The 19810-nt window shown below is 70.4% G+C and carries 18 protein-coding genes; 13 read left to right on the plus strand and 5 right to left on the minus strand.

Going from position 1 to position 19810, the window contains the following annotated elements; translation table 11 throughout:
• Positions 1-14: 14 nt before the first annotated feature.
• The 4 genes from ABZ707_RS06950 to ABZ707_RS06965 all read left to right on the plus strand — a co-directional run bounded on the left by ABZ707_RS06950 (position 15) and on the right by ABZ707_RS06965 (position 3754).
• Complete coding sequence (locus tag ABZ707_RS06950) at positions 15-716, plus strand: 2-phosphosulfolactate phosphatase (RefSeq protein WP_360168996.1); 702 nt, start codon at positions 15-17, stop codon at positions 714-716.
• Between the two features lie 442 nt (positions 717-1158).
• Positions 1159-2676, plus strand: a complete 1518-nt coding sequence (locus ABZ707_RS06955; protein ID WP_360169880.1) for an FAD-dependent oxidoreductase — start codon at positions 1159-1161, stop codon at positions 2674-2676.
• A gap of 159 nt (positions 2677-2835) precedes the next feature.
• Positions 2836-3351 (plus strand): hypothetical protein, encoded by a 516-nt coding sequence (locus ABZ707_RS06960; protein WP_360168999.1) that lies wholly within the window; start codon positions 2836-2838, stop codon positions 3349-3351.
• Between the two features lie 130 nt (positions 3352-3481).
• Entirely contained in the window at positions 3482-3754 is a 273-nt protein-coding gene (locus ABZ707_RS06965; protein ID WP_360169002.1) for a GlsB/YeaQ/YmgE family stress response membrane protein, read from the plus strand.
• Positions 3755-3880: 126 nt separating this feature from the next.
• Here ABZ707_RS06965 and ABZ707_RS06970 read toward each other — a convergent pair whose 3' ends face one another.
• The 3 genes from ABZ707_RS06970 to ABZ707_RS06980 form a co-directional block, all read right to left on the minus strand.
• Positions 3881-5680, minus strand: a complete 1800-nt coding sequence (locus ABZ707_RS06970) for a thiamine pyrophosphate-requiring protein (RefSeq protein WP_360169005.1) — start codon at positions 5678-5680, stop codon at positions 3881-3883.
• 213 nt (positions 5681-5893) lie between these two features.
• Entirely contained in the window at positions 5894-6145 is a 252-nt protein-coding gene (locus tag ABZ707_RS06975) for a hypothetical protein (RefSeq protein WP_360169008.1), read from the minus strand.
• A gap of 335 nt (positions 6146-6480) precedes the next feature.
• Positions 6481-6915, minus strand: coding sequence for an Hsp20/alpha crystallin family protein (locus tag ABZ707_RS06980; protein ID WP_360169012.1), 435 nt, complete (start codon positions 6913-6915; stop codon positions 6481-6483).
• Between the two features lie 126 nt (positions 6916-7041).
• On the opposite strand from ABZ707_RS06980, the gene ABZ707_RS06985 reads away from it, so the two are divergent.
• Positions 7042-7695: a type III effector protein gene (locus ABZ707_RS06985; protein WP_360169015.1), complete on the plus strand. Its 654-nt coding sequence runs from the start codon at positions 7042-7044 to the stop codon at positions 7693-7695.
• 174 nt (positions 7696-7869) lie between these two features.
• Here the strand turns inward: ABZ707_RS06985 and ABZ707_RS06990 are convergent, their stop codons facing one another.
• The gene (locus tag ABZ707_RS06990; protein WP_360169018.1) at positions 7870-8514 is read right to left on the minus strand and encodes a hypothetical protein; all 645 of its coding nucleotides are present in this window, start codon (positions 8512-8514) and stop codon (positions 7870-7872) included.
• A gap of 313 nt (positions 8515-8827) precedes the next feature.
• Here ABZ707_RS06990 and ABZ707_RS06995 point away from each other — a divergent pair, with 313 nt between their 5' ends.
• The 8 genes from ABZ707_RS06995 (at position 8828) to ABZ707_RS07030 (ending at position 18107) form a co-directional block, all read left to right on the plus strand.
• A complete protein-coding gene (locus ABZ707_RS06995) occupies positions 8828-9187 on the plus strand; it encodes a DUF805 domain-containing protein (protein WP_360169883.1) in 360 nt (119 codons plus the stop codon).
• A 295-nt stretch (positions 9188-9482) separates the two neighbouring features.
• Entirely contained in the window at positions 9483-11849 is a 2367-nt protein-coding gene (locus tag ABZ707_RS07000) for an alpha-L-fucosidase (RefSeq protein ID WP_360169021.1), read from the plus strand.
• A 134-nt stretch (positions 11850-11983) separates the two neighbouring features.
• Positions 11984-12598 (plus strand): cadmium resistance transporter, encoded by a 615-nt coding sequence (locus ABZ707_RS07005; RefSeq protein ID WP_360169024.1) that lies wholly within the window; start codon positions 11984-11986, stop codon positions 12596-12598.
• A gap of 215 nt (positions 12599-12813) precedes the next feature.
• Positions 12814-13050: a ferredoxin gene (locus tag ABZ707_RS07010; protein WP_360169027.1), complete on the plus strand. Its 237-nt coding sequence runs from the start codon at positions 12814-12816 to the stop codon at positions 13048-13050.
• Positions 13051-13241: 191 nt separating this feature from the next.
• Positions 13242-14828, plus strand: coding sequence for an ABC transporter substrate-binding protein (locus tag ABZ707_RS07015; protein ID WP_360169030.1), 1587 nt, complete (start codon positions 13242-13244; stop codon positions 14826-14828).
• Entirely contained in the window at positions 14825-15775 is a 951-nt protein-coding gene (locus ABZ707_RS07020; protein ID WP_360169033.1) for an ABC transporter permease, read from the plus strand. The genes ABZ707_RS07015 and ABZ707_RS07020 overlap by 4 nt, the downstream gene beginning before the upstream one ends.
• Entirely contained in the window at positions 15772-16623 is an 852-nt protein-coding gene (locus tag ABZ707_RS07025) for an ABC transporter permease subunit (protein WP_360169036.1), read from the plus strand. The genes ABZ707_RS07020 and ABZ707_RS07025 overlap by 4 nt, the downstream gene beginning before the upstream one ends.
• On the plus strand, positions 16620-18107 hold the full coding sequence (locus tag ABZ707_RS07030; protein ID WP_360169039.1) for an ATP-binding cassette domain-containing protein: 1488 nt from the start codon (positions 16620-16622) through the stop codon (positions 18105-18107). Before ABZ707_RS07025 ends, ABZ707_RS07030 begins: the two co-directional genes overlap by 4 nt.
• Before the next feature lie 60 nt (positions 18108-18167).
• Here ABZ707_RS07030 and ABZ707_RS07035 read toward each other — a convergent pair whose 3' ends face one another.
• A complete protein-coding gene (locus ABZ707_RS07035) occupies positions 18168-19805 on the minus strand; it encodes a (2,3-dihydroxybenzoyl)adenylate synthase (protein WP_360169042.1) in 1638 nt (545 codons plus the stop codon).
• Between the last annotated feature and the right edge of the window lie 5 nt (positions 19806-19810).

Consider the following 19810-nt stretch of genomic DNA (forward strand, 5'->3'; position numbering starts at 1 on the left):
CGATCATGATCGGCATGGACGCTCGGTTCCTTGGCATCGCTGATCTGGTCGAAGTCCCGTCCGTGGCGGTCGTGGTCGATGTCATGCGTGCTTTCACCGTGGCCGCCTGGGCGTTCGGCCGGGGGGCGGAAAAGATCGTTCTCGCTGAGTCGCTGGACGAAGCGCTGGCCCTCAAGGCTTCCCATCCGGATTGGGTGGCGCTCAAAGACGGTCCGCACGCGCCCGGGTTCGACATGGTCAACTCGCCGGGCCTGCTGCGGTCCGCCGACCTCGGCGGACGGACCGTTGTGCAGAAGACCACGGCGGGCACGGTCGGCGCCCTCGCGGTCAAGGACGCGTCACTGGTGCTGTGCGCCGGCTTTGTGGTGGCGGAGGCGACGGCTCGGCTCTTGCGGACACACGGGAGCGACAGCGTCACGTTCGTGGTCACCGGCGAGGAAGGGCAGGCCGATGAAGATCTGGCGTGCGCGCAGTACATCGCCCGGAGGACCACCGGGGCGGGGACGGACCCCGCTGAGTTCCTCCGCCGCGCTGCCGAGTCGCGCGCCGCTGCCGAGCTGGCGGCGGGGGTGCGCCAAGGCGTCCACCCTGATGACGTTGCGCTCTGCCTGGAGGTCGACCGGTTCCCCTTCGCCATGGCGGCGGCCGTGGAAGGACCGCTCATGGTCCTCCGTCCGTGTGTCGTGCCTCCGGCGACCGAGAACGCCCCGATCTGATCGCCGGCGACGTCCAACTCTCCCCATGCGGGAGGCGGAGCCCAGTCGGGTACCCCGATTCGGCCGCATGCCCCGGTGGCGGCGGTTCGGGATGGTGGTATCGAGCTGGGCGAGGGCCGGCCCCCGATACGCGGCCGGGTGATCGCTCAGGTCTCGGCGAACGCGCCGACGGCCATGACCGTGAAACACGGCACCCGCGCCGCCGAGCGAAACCGGGTGAAAGCCGGTAGGGATGGTGGATGGCGGTGGGGATTCGATCTGCGGAGCTCGCCGCCGGGCGCGGAGAAGGGCCGCCACATGGTGCCGCCACATGGTCCTGGGATCGCAGGGGTCCCGGGGCCGGCACGGGTGGGCGGCCGCAGTGGTCGAGCCTACGAAAGTGGACCCCGTGACATACGAATCCGATGGATCCGAGCTCCCCGGCTACAACGACTCGTTCTGGATGGAAACCAGCCGTACCACGTCCTACCCGCCTCTGGCGGAAGACCTCAGCGTCGATGTCGCGGTGGTCGGCGGCGGTATCGCGGGGCTGAGCACCGCCTGGGAACTCGGCCGGACGGGCCGGACGGTCGCCGTACTGGAAGCCGACCGCATCGCCGCCGGGGTCTCGGGCTACACGACAGCGAAGGTGACCGCACTGCACACCCTGGTGTACGGCCGACTGCGCCGAAGGCAGGGGGCGGAGGCCGCGGGCCTGTACGCGCGTTCACAGCAGGCCGCCGTGGAACGCGTGGCGGAGATCGTCGACACCCTGGGCATCGACTGTGACTTCGAACGGGCGAGTGCCTACACGTACGCCACCGACCCGGCCGCCGGTCCGGTGCTGGCCGCCGAGGCCGAGGCGGCATCCGCCGCGGGGCTGCCCGCGGCCTATGTGAAGCACACCGGGCTCCCGTTTCCCGTCCATGGCGCGGTGCGGGTCGATCACCAGGCTCAGTTCCACCCCCGTAAGTACTTGCTCGCCCTTGCCGAGGACATCCGGGCGAACGGCGGCTCCATCTTCGAGCGCACCAGGATCACCGGTCTGTCCGAGGGCACACCCTGCCGGATCACGGCGGAATCGGGCCGGACCGTCACAGCGCGGGACGTCGTCGTCGCCACCCACTACCCGGTCTTCGACCGTGCTCTGCTCTTCACCCGTCTGGCGCCGCGCCGTGAACTCGTTGTGGCGGCGCCCCTCTCCGCCGACCAGGCGCCGGACGGTATGTACATCACCGAGGAGGAGGGAAAGCGCTCAGTCCGCTCCGCCCCGCTGGCGGACGGTCAGCGACTCCTCATTGTCACGGGAGAGAGTTTCACGCCCGGTACGGGGGACGCCGGAGCCGGCTTCCAGCGGCTCGACGCCTGGATGCGCGAGCGCTTTCCCGTCGGGAACACCGCCTACCGGTGGGCCGCGCAGGACAATGACTCGACGGATCACATCCCGTTCGTCGGACCCTTCCACGCGGCCGCCCGCCACACCTACGTGGCAACCGGCTTCGGAGGCTGGGGGATGAGCGGAGGCGTGCTGGCGGGTCAGCTGATCGCCGACCTGGTGCAGGGGCGGGCACCCGCCTGGGCAGCCCTGTACGACCCGCGCCGCCTGAAGAGCATCCTGAAAGAGGTTCCGACGCTGATCACACAACAGGCCGAGGTGGCCAAACACTTCGTCGGCGACCGGCTGCGCACCACACACGTGGACTCGGTGGCCGAGGTCGCGCCCGGCGAGGGAGCGGTGGTACGTCTCAACGGCCGGACCTGTGCCGTCTACCGCGACGAGGAGGGCTCGGCCAGGGCTGTCTCGGCCCGCTGCACCCACCTGGGGTGCCTCGTCTCCTTCAACCGGGGTGAGAAGGCTTGGGAGTGTCCGTGTCATGGATCGCGATTCGGTGTTGATGGATCCGTCCTCCAGGGCCCGGCGGTCCGGCCCCTCGAAAAGATCGACATTCCCGCCTCCGACAGCGGGAGAACGGCCCGATGAGCCCACCGCTCGAAGCGCTGTCGTGCCGGATGCGCTGGAAGAACGTAATTTATGAGTCCACGCTCCGAGTGAGGAGTCCTCATGACCGGCGAGGGGCCCGGGAGGCACCGCCTCACGGACTCCCGCCGCCATCCCATCTCCCGCAGAGGACGGTCCACCATGGAACGCTCAACCACGCCATTCGGTACCCCTCGCCTGCTGGGCATCTACCTCAACGACCACCTCGCCGGCGCGACCGGCGGGGTGGAATTGCTGCGCCGCGCCGCACGCGCCCAGCGCGGCCGCAGCAGGGGTCCCCAACTGGCCGAGCTGGCCGAAGAGGTGGCCTCGGACAGGGCCGCTCTTCAGCAGATCATGGCCGACCTCGGTATCCCTGTTCAGCGCGCGAAGACCGCCCTGGGATGGCTGGCGGAGAAGGCCGGACGGCTCAAGCTGAACGGCCACCTGCTCTCGCGCTCACCGCTCAGCGACGTTCTCGACCTTGAGATGATGCGCCTGGGAGTAGAAGGCAAGACCTCCTGCTGGCGTTCGCTGCGTGCCATCGCAGACACCGACAGCCGGCTCGACACCGCCCGACTCGACGGGCTCCTCCAGCGTGCCGGCCGGCAGGCGGAGGTCCTGGAGGCACTGCGCACCGCCGCGGCGGTCGAGACATTTGGCAGCCCGCGAGACTGAGCTCCCGGTGGCTGCTGTTCTGTCCGCAGGGATTTTTTGGTTCCCGCGTTTGGGTCCGGTTTTACGGGTCACACCCAGGCCGTAAGGAACGTATAAGTCTCCGCGTTCAAGGACTGAGGAAGGTAGTGCCATGGGCATCATCGCCTGGATCATCATCGGACTGCTCGCCGGCATCATCGCCAAGGCCATAGTTCCCGGCAAGGACCCCGGCGGGATCATCGTGACCATGCTGCTGGGCATAGTCGGTGGTCTCCTCGGCGGCTTCCTCGGCAAGGTGATCTTCAACGTGGATTCGATCGACGGGTTCTTCGACCTCTCGACATGGATCGCCGCGATCATCGGTTCCGTGATCGTGCTGCTGATCTACCGACTTGTCACGGGCCGCAGCCGCGCGCACGCCTGACCCCGCGCGGTACCGCTCCGTGCCCCGTCCGGAGCTTCGTCCTGGCCGGCCCCGCAGTACAGGGGCCGGCCAGGACGGTTTACGGCACAGCGCCAGCGCGAGGCGGAGGCCCCCGGCGCGAGCCGATCAGTCCTCGTGCCGGCGGTGGCCGGGCAGCATCTCCTGGATCTTCGCCTTGAAGCCCTGCCTGATCATCGCCTCCCTGTCGCTGTCGCCCTTGAGGACGGCGGAGGCCGCCGCCTCGATCTGGTCGAGCGTCGCGTGCGGAGGGATGGGCGGTACGGCGGGGTCGGTGCGGAAGTCGATGACGAAGGGCCGGTCGGCGGAGAGTCCCCGCTGCCAGGCGGCCTCGACCTCGCCGGGTTTCTCGACGCGTACGCCGTCCAGCCCGACGGAGCGGGCGAAGTCCGCGTACGGCACATCGGGAAGGGCCTGTGAGGGAAGGAACTGCGGAGCGCCGGACATGGCGCGCATCTCCCAGGTCACCTGATTGAGGTCCTGGTTGTTGAGTACCGCCACGACCAGCCGGGGATCGTCCCACTCCCGCCAGTACTTGGCCGCGGTGATCAGCTCCGCCATGCCGTTCATCTGCATGGCCCCGTCCCCCACCAGCGCCACGGCGGGCCGGTCCGGGTGGGCGAACTTCGCGCCGATGACATAGGGCACTCCGGGCCCCATGGTGGCGAGCGTGCCGGAGAGCGACCCACGCATCGCGCCGCGCATCCGCAGATGCCGGGCGTACCAGTTGGCGGCGGAGCCGGAGTCGGCGGCCAGGATCACATCGTCGGGAAGGAGCGCGTCCAGCGCGTGGACGACGTACTCGGGGTTGATGGGATCCGCGTCCACGGCGGCGCGGCGGCGCATGACCTCCCACCAGTGCGCCGTGTTCCGCTCGATCGTCTCGCGCCACGTGCCGTGTTCCTTGCGCTCCAGCAGGGGCAGCAGGGCCTCCAGCGTCGAGCGGGCGTCTCCCACGAGGTTCACCTCGAACGGATAGCGCAGACCGACCATAAAGGGATCGATGTCGATCTGAACGGCACGGGCCTGGCCGAATTCGGGCAGGAACTGGCTGTACGGGAAACTCGACCCGACCACGAGCAGGGTGTCGCAGTCCCGCATCAGTTCGTACGAGGGCCGGGTGCCCAGCAGTCCGATCGCCCCGGTCACATACGGCAGATCGTCGGGAAGCGCGTCCTTGCCCAGCAGGGCCTTGGCCACTCCGGCGCCGAGCGTGTCGGCGAGTTGCTCGATCTGCGCCCGTGCGCCGCGCGCACCCTGCCCGATCAGCACGGCGACCTTCTCACCCGCGTTGAGCAGCTCGGCGGCGCGGGAGAGGTCGGCCGACGCCGGGACCGGCGCGTACGAGGCGACGCCCAGGCTGGACGGCACCATTTTGAAGGCGTGGGTCGGCGGCGTGTAGTCGAGTTCCTGCACATCGGCGGGGACGATGACGGCCGTCACCGTCCTCTTGGTGTACGCCGTGCGCATGGCCCTGTCGATGACGTTGGGGAGCTGCTCGGGGACGGTCACCATCTCGCAGAAGTCGGAGGCGACGTCCTTGTAGAGGCTCAGCAGGTCGACTTCCTGCTGGTACGAGCCGCCCAGGGCACTGCGGTTGGTCTGGCCGACGATCGCCACCACGGGCACATGGTCGAGCTTGGCGTCGTACAGGCCGTTCAGCAAATGGATCGCGCCAGGGCCCGAGGTCGCCGCGCACACTCCGACCTTGCCGGAGAACTTCGCGTAACCGACGGCCTGGAAGGCGGCCATCTCCTCGTGCCTGGCCTGGATGAACCTCGGCTTGTCCTCGGTCCGTCCCCAGGCGGCGAGCAGACCATTGATGCCGTCACCCGGATAGGCGAAGACATGACTGACCCCCCACTCGCGCAGCCGCTGAAGGATGTGGTCGGACACCTTGATCGACATGAGGCACCTTTCATCCGGCGTCGGGGAGGCCCAGCCGGTGAGCCCCCGCCCGCCCGTCTCCGGAAACGCGTTCCCGGGGAAGGTGCCGGCTAACGCGGCCGGACCTGACGTTGGGCCGGATGCCCCCGAAGGACCACCGGGCCCGTTTCCGAGTGACGGGAGGTCGGACCGGCGCCGGATTCGTGCCGTGGGCCGGGCGGGCCCCGGAGGGCGTCAGTCGGTCACCGGATGCCCACCGTCGCCCTCGACCACGACGCGGTCCTCGCCGGCCTCGGCCGTGCGCTCGACCACGGTGACGTCGACGCCGCCGTCCCCGGTGGTGTCGAACTGGTACAGGTCCGCCGTGCCGTCGCCGGTGGTGTCCGTCATCCAGACGTCCGGCTTGCCGTCGCCGTTGGTGTCGGCCGCGAGCACGATGTGGTGCTGGTTGCCGCGCGTCTCCACAACCTCTTCGTTTCTCTCCATGTCGGCCGCGTGCCCGGAGCACGTCGGCAGAAACCCGCGGGAAGCATCGTCCGGGGCCCCGGGAAACGGGCCCCCGGCGGAGGCGCGGCGGACCGGCAGGGAACAGACGCGGACGGGGGCTGGGGAGGAACTCCCCGGCCCCCATGTGTGGTCGGTGGCTGATCAGCCTCTGTCCGCGACGGCCGGGGAAACGTCCCGGCGGCGCCCCCCCGAGGTCGGTGTGCCCCCCCCAGGCGGTCGGTGGGTGTTCGGTGTGTCGGGGGGTGGTGCGGAGGACGGGGTGTGAGGGGGGTGTCCCGTCCTCCGCGGTGGGTGTGGTGCGGGGTGCGGGTGTGTCAGCGGTTGAGCTGCTTGTGTTCGGTCGGTCCGCCGATGGTGATCTTGCGGGGCTTGGCGCGTTCGGCGATGGGGATGCGCAGGGTGAGTACTCCCGCGTCGTAGTCGGCGGTGATGCGTTCGGTGTCGAGGGTGTCGGCCAGGACGAGCTGGCGGGAGAAGACGCCCAGGGGTCGTTCGGTGAGTTCGATCTGTACGTCGTCGGCCTTGGCGGTGGGGCGGCGTTCGGCCTTGACGGTGAGCATGTTCCGCTCGACGTCGATGTCGATCGCGTCCTTGGTGACGCCGGGCAGGTCGAGGGCGATGACGTAGTCCTCGCCTTCGCGGTAGGCGTCCATCGGCATGGCCGAGGGCCTGGACCAGGTGCCGCTGACTCCTGTGAGCTGCTGGGCGAGCCGGTCGAGTTCACGGAACGGGTCAGTGCGCATCAACATCGCGATACACCTCCACAGGTCTGGCAGGAACTGCCAATGCGTTCGGTCTGACACCGTTGTAACATGTCATCCGAACGATGACAAGTGAAGTGTCGTCCACAGGGCGACAGTCTTGGGAGGAACGCCGTGACCACCAGCCCCGAGCCCCGTGACCCCACTTCGTTCTTCGCCGCCGAAGCGGCGCTGAACGCGATCGACGAAGCCGTCCGTACCGCCCAGGACCCACGGACAGGAACGCACCCGCAGGACGACACCCACGCCAGCGCGGACCAGGCTCTGGCCGCGCTGCTCCTGCTGCGTGAACTGCGCGACCAGCTCGCGGGATGGGAATCCGGCCTGATCGAAGCGGCCCGGGCGGCGGGTTCGAGCTGGGCCGACCTCGCCCACCCCCTGGGCGTCGCCAGCCGCCAGGCCGCCGAGCGCCGCTACCTGCGCGTACGCCCCGGGACGCCCGGCACCACCGGCGAACAGCGCGTACAAGCCACCCGCGACCGCCGCGCCGCCGACCGTACCGTCACCGCCTGGGCCCGTGCCCACGCCGCCGAGCTCCGTCAACTCGCCGGACAGATCACCGCGCTCACCGACCTGCCCACGCGTGCCCGCACACCCCTGGCCCGGCTGGCCGACGCCCTCGCCGACAATGACTCCGCCAACCTCATCGCTCCCCTCACCGACACCCACACCCATCTCAAGGCCACCCACCCCGACCTCGCGGCCCGCGTCGAGGACATCACTCACAACACCGACCGCCTCCGCCACACCGGCGACACCCCCCGCTGAACGGGCCCCGGCCGCACGGGGATCGCGGATCCGGTGGCGCCCCGGGCCCTGTCCGGCACATCCCGCCCGCAGGCCGGGCGGATGTGCCCGACAGGGATGACGAGGCAGACCTTGGTCACACGGCATCTCGCGGCGGCACCAACAGGCCCCGGAGCGGCGGCGGGGGAGTGGCCGTCAGTCCCGGACGTCGTCGAGTGCGGCCGAGGGGCGGTCGCCGCTCTGGGCCTGCTGGGCGCGGCGTGCGAAGAGCGCGGCGATGTCCTTGACGAAGCCCTGGTCGAGCTGGTCCTCGTGGCGGGCGGAGGTGTCGAGCCGAAGGATTGTCGTCCCCACGCGTATCTGCCCCGTGATCCCTTGTGTGCCCTGGGAGTCGACGGTGCCGCGCAGCGCGTCGCGTTCCTCGCCCGCCGCGCCGAGATCGGCCTTCTCCTGGCCGGCTTTTCGCTCCGTGTCCTTCCAGAGCACGTCGTACGCGGCCTCGGCGGCAGGTTCGTCCTCGTAGGCGACCATCCAGAGACCGGCGAGGGCGTCGCTGTCGGCGCGCTCGAAGGTGACGGCCCCGGTGAAGCGGGCACCCTCGCAGCCCTTGTTGCCCTCGTTGGGACAGATGCCGCTCCGCTTGAACGTGGTGTCCAGGGCGCCGGACGAGACCTTCTCGGCGGTCTTCCAGCCGGGCATGGCCTGCGCGTCCGGCAGTACCGACCGGACCTGCGCCTGATCGAGGGGCGCGGCGGTGCCCGCCGGCTCGCCGCCGCATCCGGCGAGCAGCGCCGCTCCCAGTCCTGTCCCCACAGCCCGCACGTACCACTGCTTACGCATGACCCTCCCCGTATGGTCGCCCGGCCGTATGGTCTCCGGCCGAATGGTGCCGGCTGCTGATCATAGTGACGGGGAGTGGACGTTCGCTCACGATGCGGACCCGGCATCGGACACGCGGCTCGCGGGGGGTGACGACGGGGCCCGGCAGGTGGCCGGAGAACTCGGGTGTCGGCGGCGGGCGGTGGTGGAAGGCGGATTCGCGGCGCGGTGCCCCGGTACGATTTGACCTGCCCAGTTCAAGCCGCATATCTTCAGCCACCTGGCCTGATCCATAGGGACAGGTCATCATCGTGGGCCCTTGGGGGGGAACGCAGTGCACTGGTATGTGGATGTACTCAAGAACTACGCCGGATTCAGCGGGCGCGCGCGGCGCCAGGAATTCTGGATGTTCTACCTGCTGAACCTGATCGTCGCCATTGTGGTGGCCATTCTGGATGCCGTGCTGGGGCTGAACACCATTCTCAGCCTGCTTTACACGCTCGCCGTCCTGCTCCCGTCCCTCGCCGTGACCGTGCGCAGGCTGCACGACACCGGCAAGAGCGGCTGGTGGGTCTTCATCAGTCTGATACCGCTCGTCGGCAGCATCATCCTGCTCGTCTTCCTCGCGAGCGCGGGGGAGCCGAACGCGAACGCCTACGGCGAGAACCCCAAGCAGGGGCCCGCGCACCTGTAATCCGTCCGGCCCGGGGCATCTGCGTCAAGGACCCCGCATCGGCCGGTCGAAAGTGTGATCCTTCCCCGAATGCCCGCCGGCACCGAGCCGGCGGGCATTCGGCGTTCCTGGTCCGCTGCCTGACACCGGTCCGCGTCCGGCCGCGGTGTGTGTGCCCGGCCCGGCCCGTCTGTCGTTTCACAACGCCACCGTCCCCACCGGGCATTCATTCATCGGATGGATGAGAGAGGGTGGTTGTCCCATGTCATGCAGGGGGCATTGACAGGTTGTCAATTCGCTCCAATCATCGGACCTCATGACCGAACTTCCCAGGCGTCAGGTACTCGGAATGACGGCAGGAGCGGCAATCGGCGCCGCTCTGATCGCCCCGGCCACAGCCGAAGCGAGCGCGCTCACCGCGGACTCGGCACCAGTCCAGGGACATACGGAGCACGGCGGCCACTGGGGCACCGTTCCCCCGGCCGTCCCCGTGCCCCTGGAGAGCTGGTTCGACAACGACGGCATCGACACCGCCGGAGTCCGCGGCGGCGACTTCGACGGCTCCGGATACACCTTCCCCGGCGAGGAACTCCCCGCCGGGGAAGTGGAGATCGACGGCATCGCCTATCTCTTCCCCGCCTCGGCGACCGGTGCCAAGAACAACATTGTCGCGCTGGGACAGCGCGTCGACCTGCCCCCGGGCCGTTATCTCTCGGCCTTGTTCCTCACCTCCTGCAGCTATGGCGCCACGTCGGGCACCGCCACCGTCCACTACGCCGACGGCACCACCACCAGCGCCGGACTCGGCGGATCCGACTGGTACTCCGGCACCGGGGCACTGACCGCGCCGTACCGCTACGATCCGAACGGCTCCAAGGACCAACACCGGGTGGTCATCGGTACGTCCGAGCTCGCCATGGACCCGGCCAGGGAAGCCGTGGCCGTCACCCTGCCCGTCACCCACGCCGCCACCGAGGGCAGTTCGTCCCTGCACATCTTCGCGCTGTCCTTGCAGCCGGTGGCCGAGGGCCGGGCGCTGTCGCTGCGAAGCGCGCACTCGACGACATCCCTGCTCGACAACGGCGCGCAGAGTGTCGAGGCCACCGTCGTCAACGCGGGCACGGTCGGCATCCTCGCCTCCGACGCGCTCACCCTCTCCGTGGACGTCCCGGGCGCCCGTACCGTCTCGCCGGGGAAGGTCACCAGGCTCTCTCCGGGCGACCAGGCCCGCGTCACCATCGGCATCCGGTCCTCGCCGGGCACGGTACCCGGCACCGGCCGCGGCGGCCGGATCACCGTCACCAGCCATGGCCGGCGCGCCGCCGGCACCGCTCTCGACCTGACCCTCGGGGTGCCCGACTACCGGCCCACGGACGATTCCCTGAACACGCATCAGGCGCCCTACTGGTTCCAGGACGCCAAGTTCGGGATCTTCATCCACTGGGGGGTCTACTCGGTGCCCGCCTGGGCGCCGGTCGGCGTCCAGTACGCCGAGTGGTACTGGGCCCAGATGCAGGACCCCGCCAATCCCACCTACGCCTACCACCGTGACACCTACGGTGAGTCCTTCGCCTACGACGACTTCATCCCCCAGTTCCGCGCCGAACGGTTCGACCCGCGCGCCTGGGTCGAGCTCTTCCGCGACGCGGGCGCCCAGTACCACGTCCTGACGTCCAAACACCACGAAGGCTTCGCGTTGTGGGACACCAAGGTGTCCGACCGCAACTCCGTGAAGATGGGGCCGAGGAGGGACATCGTCAGGGAACTCTTCGATGCCTCACGCCGCTACGCGCCGGAACTCCACCGGGGCCTGTACTTCTCGATGCCGGAGTGGTTCAACCCGGACAGCCCCTGGCAGGGGCACGCGCCGCGCAATCCGTACACCCTCGAACCCCTGCCGTACACCGGCCATGCGGCGGGCAAGGACTACATCAGGGATCTCCAGGCCCCGCAGATGCTGGAGCTGATCGAGAACTACGACCCAGAGGTCATCTGGTGTGACATCGGCGGTGACAACGACAGCCACCGGGTGCTTGCCGAGTACTTCAACCACGCGAAGAACCGCGCCCGGCCGATCGGCGTGACCGTCAACGACCGTTCGGGCATCGCCCCGCACGACTTCACCACACCCGAATACACGACGTACGACACCGTCGTCACCGCCAAGTGGGAGGCCAGCAGGGGCCTGGACCCGCGCTCGTACGGCTACAACCGCGCCACACCCGACGACCGCTATATGACGACGGAGGAGGTCATCCACTCCCTGGTCGACATCGTCTCCAAGAACGGCAACTTCCTACTGGACATCGGACCGCGTGCCGACGGCACCATCCCGGAGATCATGGAGCGCAGGCTCCGTGAGACGGGGGAGTGGCTCAAGGTCAACGGCGAGGCGATCTACGGCAGTACGTACTGGGCGAGGATGCCGCAGCTCGGCGAGGACCTGCGCTTCACCGTCAAGCCCAACGAGGCGTTCTACATCCACTCCCTGGCCGAGCCGGGCAGCACCCTCACGGTCGGCGCGCCGGTGCCCGTCAGGCCCGGCGACCGCATCACCATGCTGGGTCATCACCGGCCGCTGACCTGGCGTACGGCCAACGGCGCGCTGGTCGTGGACGTACCGGCGGCGGCCCGCAAGGCGGGGCGGCATGCCTGGGTCTTCAAGATCGACTGGAGGTCCTGAGGTACCGGACCGGCCCGGGGGCGCCGGAGCCGGGCGTCCGAAGTGCGGGACGGAGGGGCGGGCTGCCATGGCGCCCCGACGTCCCGCGTAGGGTCATCGCGTCGTAGTCGTCGGGCGGAGGACGTGACCGGCCTGTGAACGTGGGCATCACCGGGCAGGCGGTCGGCCTGTTCGCCGTCACGAACGTCGACGACATTCTGATCCTGTCCCTGTTCTTCGCCCGGGGAGCCGGTCACCGGGGCGCGGCCGGCCGGATCGTCCTCGGGCAGTACCTCGGCTTCATGGCGATCCTCGCCGTCGCCGTCGCTGCCGCCTTCGGTGCCTCGTTCCTGCCCGGGGCGGTCATTCCTTATCTCGGTCTGCTTCCGCTGGTGCTCGGTCTCAAGGCGGCCTGGCAAGCCTGGAGCGCTCACCGTGACGACGCTGACGGCGCTGACGGCGCTGACGGCGAGGTGAAGGAGGGCGGCGGTCCGAACCAGTGGGAGGTCGCCGCGGTCACGTTCGCCAACGGCGGCGACAACATCGGCGTCTACGTCCCGGTCTTCGCCACCGCCGGCGCCGGCGGGACGAGCCTGTACGCCGTCGTCTTCCTCGTCCTGGTCGGCGTGTGGTGTGTCGCGGGTCGGTTCTTCGCCACCCGACCGGTCATTGCCAGGACCCTCGGCCGCTGGGGACACATCCTGCTTCCCCTGGTGCTTGTCACGCTCGGTCTGCTGATCCTGGTCGAGGGCGGCGCCTTCGGCCTCTGAGCCGCCCGGAGTTCCGGCGGTCACGGGTTGGCGGCCCTCGGGCGACCTCTCCGATCCGGGCCGTCCGGGCGGCTGCCGACGGGCATTCCACGCCGCACCCGGCCCCCTCGCGGAAGAGACCTGTCTCCAAGTGTTGAATATGGATGTCATTATCAATTAGCGTAGGAAGGGCGCCGCGCCAGCAGCGCCATCGAGGCGGTGGAGGAGAGGTCTGCGTGAGCGCGACAAGCCAGGCGGTCGGGCCGGAGCGGGTCAGTGCCGAGCGGCATCTCTGCGTGGGAGCGGGACAATGCGTGCTTGCCGCGCCGGCCGTCTTCGACCAGGGGGACGACGACGGTCTGGTGGTCGTGCTGGACGAGACACCGCCCGCCTCGGAGCTGCGTGCCGTACGCGATGCCGTCCGGGCCTGCCCGTCCGGCGCTGTCACCCTGCGTCGGGGTGCGGAGGACTGACGTACGTGCACCACCCCCGCGCCACAGGCCGCCCCCGCCGACGTGGGGTGCCCGGGACCGTCACCGTGTGACGGCCCGTCCGGTTTCGCGGCCCGGGCGCCGGCGCTGCCCTCTCACTCCGCACGCGGCCGGTGTTCCACGCCCGCCCGTGCGCCCACTTCGTTCAGTTCAGCAGATCGTCAAGGAGAAGCATGTCCAGACAGTTCGACCGCCGCGCCTTCCTCCGCCGCAGCGCCACCGGGGCCGCGGCCCTGGCGTTGGGGCCCGGCCTGCTGGCGGCGTGTTCTACGGACGATCCCGCGCTCGACCCGAAGACGAAGAACGGCTCCACATCCCGCACCGGAGGTACGCTTCGCGCGGCCTTCGTCGGAGGCGGTGCCTCCGAGACGCTCGACTTCTTCAACGGTCCCTCGGCACTGGACCTGGTCCGCGCCCGGGCCTGGCACGGCACGCTGGGCAATCTCGATCCCACCGCACCCGACGGCGTCCGCTACGGCGTGCTCAAGGGCATCGACATGGCGAAGGACTTGTCCACGTACACCCTGCACATCCGGCCCGGCGTCCGTTTCACCGACGGCTCGAAGCTGACCTCCACCGACATCCTGCACTCGCTGTCCGTCCTCGCCGGCAACAGCATGCTGCCCGTCTACAAGCTCGCCGCGGCGAATTTCGATCTTTCGCGCGCCAGGGCGGACGGCGACCTCAAGGTCGTACTGCCCACACGCCGGCCCATCGCGGACGGTCGCATGATCCTGTGCCAGGGCAACTTCCTGATCGTCAAGGACGGGACGAAACACTTCGCCCCGGGCATGCCGAGCTGTGGACCCTTCAAGCTCAGCGAGTTCACACCGGGCCAGGGCGCGGTGTTCACGCGCTACGACGAGCACTACGGTCATGTGCCCCGTCTCGACGGCCTGGAGCTGCGGTCGATCGCGGACTCGACGGCCCGCGCCGGTGCGCTCACCAGCGGCGAGGTCGATTTCGCGCACGACCTGTCACCCGTCACCGCACGCACCCTCGCGGACAGCGCGAACGTCGAACTCGTCCCCACGAAGAGCCCGTATCTGGTCGGGCTGTCGTTCCAGATGAACATGGGCGTCAAGCCGTTCGACGATCCGCGGGTACGTGAGGCGTTCAAGCTCGCCGCGGACCGTGAGGCGATGGTGCGGACGGTGTTCTACGGAAACGCCGAGGTGGGCAATGACCTGCCCGCCATAGGGTTTCCGGACTACGCCGCGAGCCTGCCTCAGCGTGCCCACGACCCGGCCGCGGCCCGAAGGCTGCTCAAGGCGGCCGGGGCCGACGGAATGAAGGTCGTACTGACCACGGGTCCCGAGACACCGGGGATGGTGGAAATGGCCACGCTCTTCGTCGAGGACCTGAAGAAGGTGGGTGTCCGGGCGTCCGTCCGTGAGCTGCCGGCCGGGCAGCTCTTCGCCGACTTCGCCGCCTACAGCCGCCTGCCGCTGGCTGCCGCGTACCAGATGCCGATCCCCGCGCTGTCGACCTACCAGATGAACACGGCCGCCGGCTCGCCGTCGGCGTTCGGCTGGAAGCGGCCCGCGGTCGATGCCCTGGTGGCGCAGGCACGTGCCCAGAGCGACCAGGGCAAGGCCAGGGAGATGGGCGCGCGGGCACAACGCGAGCGCTGGGAGGAGGGAAACCAGGTGCTGCCCGCCTTCAAGCCGAATCTGAACGCCCAGACCAAGAGGGTCAGTGGGATACAGGACGACCTCTTCGAGCAGTTCCCGGGCTTCTCCCAGGCGTCCCTGGCGTGAGCTGGCTCTCCTTCGTGGGCCGTCGTCTGGCCGGCGCGGCCGTTCTGCTGGTGGTGCTGTCGGCGGCGATCTTCGCGGCCACGGCTGTACTGCCGGGCGACGCGGTCAGCGCGGTCGCCGGGGTGGACGCCTCGCCGGCGGAACGCGCCGAGGTCCGTGCCGAACTCGGTCTGGACCGGCCCGCCGCCGAGCGTTACGGCGCCTGGGTGTCGGGCGCCGTCCGCGGCGACCTGGGTACCGGCTTCGTGGGGCATCGCGCGGTCAGGGACGTCCTCACCACCCGGCTGCCCAACAGCCTGTTGCTGGCGGGCCTGACCCTCGCCGTCACCGCGCCGCTGGCCGCGCTGCTCGGTCTCTGGACCGGGCTGCGCGGCGGCGCCGCCGACCGATGGGTCTCGGCCGCAGCGCAAGTCGCCGCCGGAATACCCGAGTTCGTACTCGCGTCGCTGCTGATCACGGTGGCGGCGGTCTGGCTCCGGCTGCTGCCGCAGGTGTCGCTCGTACCGCTGGGCGGTACACCGCTCGATGTGCCGCTCGCACTGGTGCTGCCCGTCCTGACCCTCAGCGCCGTCGGCCTGGCCGTGGCCACCAGGCTCTTCCGTGTCTCCGTCGCGGATGTGGCGGCCACGCCGTACGGCGAATCGGCCCGGCTGAACGGTGTACGCGGAGTGCGCCTCGCGGTGCGCCACATCCTCCCCAACGCGGCGGGGCCGGCCGTCCAGGCGCTCACCCTCACCACCGGCGCGCTGGTCGGCTCCGCCGTGGTCGTCGAGAGCGTCTTCGACTACCCGGGGATCGGCCGCGAACTGCGGCTGGCCGTGGCCGCACGGGACATTCCGATGGTCCAGGGCATCGCCACCGCTCTCGCCGCGGTGATGCTGGTGATCCTCCTGCTGGGAGACATCTGCGCGCGCTCGCTCGACGCGCGAGGAAGGCACGACGGATGACGAGTGTCATGACGGAGGAGCGGCGGGTACCGCGTGGCCACCCGGCGCGGCCGGGCCGGTGGCTCCTGGTCACCGGGGCCCCCGCGCTCCTGGTCGTCCTGCTCGCGCTGCTGGGCCCACTGGCCGCTCCGCACAGTCCCACCGAGCAGTTGGCGGCGCCCTTCCAGCGGCCGGACGGGCAGTTCCTCCTGGGGACCGACATCCTGGGCAGGGACGTCGTGAGCCGGGTGCTGAGCGGAGGCCGGACGATCGTGCTCATCGCCATGGCCGGGACAGCGGTCGCGGGCGTCATCGGTGTGGCCGCCGGAGTCCTGGCCGCCCTGGTGTCCCGGCGGTTCGGCGACCTCGTCCTCCGGGTGGTCGACGCGCTGGCCGTGCTGCCGGCCCTCCTGCTCGTCCTCGTGCTGGCCGCCGGCTTTCCCGGCAGCGACTCGGCGGTTGTCGCGGCCGTCGCCCTGGCCACCGCGCCCTTCTCGGTCAGAGTCCTGCGCGCTGCCGCGGACGCCATCCTGACCAGCGGATATGTGGAGGTCGCCCGGGCCAGGGGCGACAGCGGGCGGTCCGTACTGCGCCATGACGTGCTGCCCAACATCGCCGGGCCCGTCCTGCTGGACACCGCGCTCCGGCTGGTCGCCTCACTGCACCTCGCGGCCACCGCGGGTTTTCTCGGCCTCGGCCGTGGCGGGTCGGCGCCCAACTGGGGGCGCATGGTGAACGAGAACATCCCGGGAGCGTCCCTGGCGATGGCGCCCTTCCTCGCTCCGGCTTTGCTGCTGGTGGTGCTGTCCGTCTGCGTCGGGTTGCTGGCGGGACGGCTGGCGGACGCGGTGGGCGGGGGCGCCGTATGACCGGCGGCGACACACTCGCCGAGGTCCGAGGACTGACGATCGGTCCGGTCACCGGGGGCCCGCCCGTCCTCCTCGACGCCACCCTGTCCGTGGCGCGCGGGCAGGTGCTCGGTGTGGTGGGGCGGTCCGGTTCCGGCAAGAGCAGTCTCGCGTTCAGCCTGCTCGGCCATGTCCGCCCCGGCCTGGAACGCCGCCGCGGCACCGTCCGGGTGGCCGGGCTCGACCCGTTCGGCCGGGCGGAGGCCCGCAGGCTGCGGGGACGGGTGGTGTCGTTCCTCGGCCAGGACCCCGCCTCGTCACTCAACCCCGCGCTGCGCATCGGCAAGCAGGTGGCCGAGGCGGTACGACTGCGGTCGGGAGTGTCGGGTGCCCGGGAGGTGGGCGCGGAGGTCGAGTCGCTGCTCTCCTCGGTACGGCTGCCCGCCGACCGGGCGTTCCAGCGGCGCCTGCCGCATCAGCTCTCGGGCGGGCAGGCCCAGCGGGTGGCTCTCGCTCTCGCGCTCGCGGGCTCGCCGAGTCTGCTGGTCCTGGACGAACCCACCAGCAGCCTGGACACGGTCCTGGCAGCCCGGATGCGCCGGCTGCTCGCCGACGTGCTGGGCCACGGCGACCGGGCCGCGGTGCTGGTCAGCCACGATCCGGCCTGGATCGCCGCCGCGGCGGACGAGGTGATCCGGCTGGAGGACGGCCGGATCGCCGCACCCCGCTCCCCGCGGACCCCGTCGGCCACCGCTCCCGTACGGGGCCGGCCGGACGGTCCGGTCGGCGGCCGGGCCACGGGCGGCCCGAGCTCCGGCGGGCGGCTGTCCGTGCGGGGACTGACGGCCGTCCATGGCCGGGAGCCGGTGCTGCACGGTGTCTCTCTCACCGTCGAGGGCGGCAGTTGCACCGCGGTGATGGGCCCGTCCGGCTCGGGGAAGACCACCCTCGCCCGCTGTCTCGCCGGGCTTCACCGGCCCGCCCACGGCAGTGTCATATGGCGGGAGGACGCCCCGGATCCCGACGGCGGCGGCGCGGTTCACCTCGTACCGCAGGACGCGCGTGGCGCGCTCAACCCGCGTGAATCGGTGCGTGTCGCCCTGCTGCGCCCGCTGACGGGGATACGACGGCTGCCGGCCGAGCGGGCGGAGCAGGAGGCGGACCGGCTGCTCGCGTTGGTCGGCCTCACACCGGAGATGCTCCGGCGCAGGCCCGGTGAGCTCTCCGGCGGCCAGCGCCAACGGGTGAATCTGGCCAGGGCGTTGGCCGCCGGTCCGCGTGTCCTGGTCTGTGACGAGATCACCTCGGCGCTCGACCCGGAGACGGGGGCCGCCGTCCTCTCGCTGCTGGACTCTCTGCGGAGCTCGCTGGGGCTGACGGTCGTACTGGTCACGCACGACCCGGCGGCGGCCGCTCGCTGCGCGGACCGGATTGTCGTCCTGGACGCGGGGCGGGTGGCCGAGTCCGGACCCGTGGACCAGGTCCTGGGCCGCGCGGAACACTGAGGTCCTGCGTCGGAAGGCCGATGGGGAGGGGAGCGTACGCGTACGCTCCCCTCCCGCCTTTCACGCCTGCGTCAGCCGCCGGGCCAGTGCCGCCTTGTCGATCTTCCCGACGGCGGTCAGCGGCAGGTGGGCGACCTCCACCACCTCGTCCGGAGCCTTGTGGTCCGCCAGCCCGCGGCCCTTCAGGAAGGCGGCAAGCTCACGGGCGCGCGGAACGGCGTCCGTACACACGACGAACGCGACCGCGCGCTCGCCCCAGCGGTCGTCGGGCACGCCGACCAGGGCGGCGGAGGTGATGGCCGGATGTGTCAGCAGCTGCTCCTCCACCTCGGTCGCGGCGATCTTCTCGCCGCCGCGATTGATCTGGTCCTTGATCCGGCCCACCACCACAAGATGCCCGGACGGGAGGCGCCGTACGACATCGCCTGTCCGGTAGAAGCCCTCCGCCGTGAAGGCCGTCCTGTTGTGTTCCTCGGCCCGGTAGTAACCGCGCAGTGTGTACGGTCCCCGGGTCAGCAGCTCACCCGGTGTGCCGTCCGGCAGCGGCCGGCCTTCCGAGTCCACCACGAGGACCTCGTCGTCCGGTGAGGCCGGACGTCCCTGAGTGGTGCAGACGAGCTCTTCCGGATCGTCAAGACGTGTGAGGTTGATCAGGCCCTCCGCCATGCCGAAGACCTGCTGCACCGTGACGCCGAGCGCCGGCCCCAGTTCACGCGCGAGACCGTCGGGCAGCCGCGCTCCGCCGACCTGGACCACCGCGAGGCTGCTGATGTCCGACACCCCGGACGCGGCCTCGTCCATCCAGTGCGGGACGAGCGGCGGACTGAGCGAGGTGATCGTCACCCCTTCCCGCTCGATGAGCGCGAACGCGGTCTGAGGGCTGGGATCCGGAGCGATGACGACGGTTCCTCCCGTGAAGAACGTACCGAGCACTCCCGGACAGGACAGTGTGAAATTGAAGCCGATCGGGAGCACCGCCAGATACACGGCACGGGCGTCGAGCGCGCAGACGCCGGCGCAGGCGCGCGCGTTGTAGCTGTAGTCGTCGTGCGTCCGGGGGATGAGCTTCGGCAGTCCCGTGGTGCCGCCGGAGAGCAGCAGCAGGGCCAGGTCGCCGGGGTCGGCCCCGCCGTCGTCCCCGGCGAGGCCGTTCACGGGTCCGGCCGCCCGGCGCAGCTCCTCGAACCGGATGAAGTCGCTGTGCGGACCGGGGTCGCCGACCACCACGACATGGCGCAGTGAGCCCCCGGGTCCCTGCTCGGCGAGTGTCTGCCGCAGGAGTTCACGGTGGTCGAATCTCGCGTGCCGGTCGGGGATGACACAGGCGCTGGCCCCGGAGACGCGTACGAGATGACCGATCTCCTTGCGCCGATGGCCGGGCATGGCGTGGACGGGTACCGCGCCGAGCCGCTGGAGGCCGAACCAGACCAGCACGAACTCGGCGCGGTTCGGGAGCTGGACCACCACCCGGTCCCCCCTGCCCAGCCGCAGTCCGCGCAGCCCGTGGGCGATGCGGTCGGCCTCGGCGTCCAGGTCCGCGTAGGTCCAGCGCCGGTCTCCGTCGACCAGGGCGGTGCGTTCGGGGTGTTCCGCCGCCCAGCGGCGCAAGGACGTGCCGAAGGTCACGCCCTGCCAGTGTCCGGCGGCGCGATAGCGCTCCGATTCGGCTTCGGGCCAGGTGGGTTGGGTGTTGTTCACGGTGT

This window comes from Streptomyces sp. NPDC006923, from assembly GCF_040635655.1.
In the GTDB taxonomy this organism is placed as follows: Bacteria; Actinomycetota; Actinomycetes; order Streptomycetales; family Streptomycetaceae; genus Streptomyces.

Excerpts from the sequence above, each read along its gene's own strand:
- ABZ707_RS06965 (WP_360169002.1), top strand. The coding sequence starts at position 3,482 with ATGGGCATCATCGCCTGGATCATCATCGGACTGCTCGCCGGCATCATC.
- ABZ707_RS07025 (WP_360169036.1), top strand. The coding sequence starts at position 15,772 with ATGACGAGTGTCATGACGGAGGAGCGGCGGGTACCGCGTGGCCACCCG.
- ABZ707_RS06975 (WP_360169008.1), bottom strand. The coding sequence starts at position 6,145 with ATGGAGAGAAACGAAGAGGTTGTGGAGACGCGCGGCAACCAGCACCAC.
- ABZ707_RS06980 (WP_360169012.1), bottom strand. The coding sequence starts at position 6,915 with ATGTTGATGCGCACTGACCCGTTCCGTGAACTCGACCGGCTCGCCCAG.
- ABZ707_RS07000 (WP_360169021.1), top strand. The coding sequence starts at position 9,483 with ATGACCGAACTTCCCAGGCGTCAGGTACTCGGAATGACGGCAGGAGCG.
- ABZ707_RS07030 (WP_360169039.1), top strand. The coding sequence starts at position 16,620 with ATGACCGGCGGCGACACACTCGCCGAGGTCCGAGGACTGACGATCGGT.
- ABZ707_RS06960 (WP_360168999.1), top strand. The coding sequence starts at position 2,836 with ATGGAACGCTCAACCACGCCATTCGGTACCCCTCGCCTGCTGGGCATC.
- ABZ707_RS06970 (WP_360169005.1), bottom strand. The coding sequence starts at position 5,680 with ATGTCGATCAAGGTGTCCGACCACATCCTTCAGCGGCTGCGCGAGTGG.
- ABZ707_RS06955 (WP_360169880.1), top strand. The coding sequence starts at position 1,159 with ATGGAAACCAGCCGTACCACGTCCTACCCGCCTCTGGCGGAAGACCTC.
- ABZ707_RS06950 (WP_360168996.1), top strand. The coding sequence starts at position 15 with ATGGACGCTCGGTTCCTTGGCATCGCTGATCTGGTCGAAGTCCCGTCC.
- ABZ707_RS07015 (WP_360169030.1), top strand. The coding sequence starts at position 13,242 with ATGTCCAGACAGTTCGACCGCCGCGCCTTCCTCCGCCGCAGCGCCACC.
- ABZ707_RS06990 (WP_360169018.1), bottom strand. The coding sequence starts at position 8,514 with ATGCGTAAGCAGTGGTACGTGCGGGCTGTGGGGACAGGACTGGGAGCG.